Here is a 717-nt window from a genome sequence, read left to right as displayed (position 1 = left end):
CGGCGGGCTCGGCGGGGTGGGCGTCGCTGACCTCGGCGGTGAGGAGCGTCCCGTCCAGGCGCAGGGCGAGGCGGACGGGCCCGGTGCCGTGGACGACGGCGTTGGTGACGAGCTCGTCGACCATGAGGACGATGTCGCCGGCTGCCGCGGGGTCGGCGAGGTGCCAGCGGTGCAGGGTGCGGGCGGTGAGGTCGCGGGCGCGGGACGCGGCGCGGGCCTCGGCGGGCAGGTCCCACGCGGCGGCGCCGAGGGCGTCCGGGCCGCGACCGGCGGCGCCGTCCGGGTGGTCGTGGTCGCGGGTCGTGGTTCCGGCCGGGTCGGGCCGTGCGGTTCCGGGCCCCGTGGTCGTCATGGCGCTGTCCCCCGTCTCGTGCCGGCTCGTCCGGCGTGCGGTCATAGTCAGGGACGCGTCCGGCGGCGGGGCGGTGCACGGGCGCAGGCAACCCTCACTCCGGGGTGAGGTGGACGGCGCGCGGGGTGCCGGTGGAGCGGTCACCCGCCCGGAGCCGTTACAGTGGATGCGTCGGTGTGGCATGTGTCCCCCGGGCTCTACCTGATGCCTTCGGGGAATACCGCCGGTCCCATGCGGTCCGGGCTGGAGCTTCGTTGTGCCTTTCGCCGTGAGGCGACCACCACACCGGCTTGAACGCCGAGGCCCCGGCGAGTTCGATCTCGCCGGGGCCTCGGCGTTCGCGTGTGCGGGCGGGGTGCGGGATG

Annotated in this window: 1 protein-coding gene; it reads right to left on the bottom strand. The window is 76.3% G+C overall.

What is annotated here, in order from left to right; all coding sequences use genetic code 11:
* On the bottom strand, nt 1-352 hold a 352-nt coding region (locus E1284_RS41005; RefSeq protein WP_165965637.1), incomplete at its 3' end, for an ATP-binding protein.
* Between the last annotated feature and the right edge of the window lie 365 nt (nt 353-717).

Origin of the sequence: Actinomadura bangladeshensis, assembly GCF_004348335.1 — a bacterium.
In the GTDB taxonomy this organism is placed as follows: Bacteria; Actinomycetota; Actinomycetes; order Streptosporangiales; family Streptosporangiaceae; genus Spirillospora; species Spirillospora bangladeshensis.
This window is presented reverse-complemented; position numbering and strand designations above follow the sequence as displayed.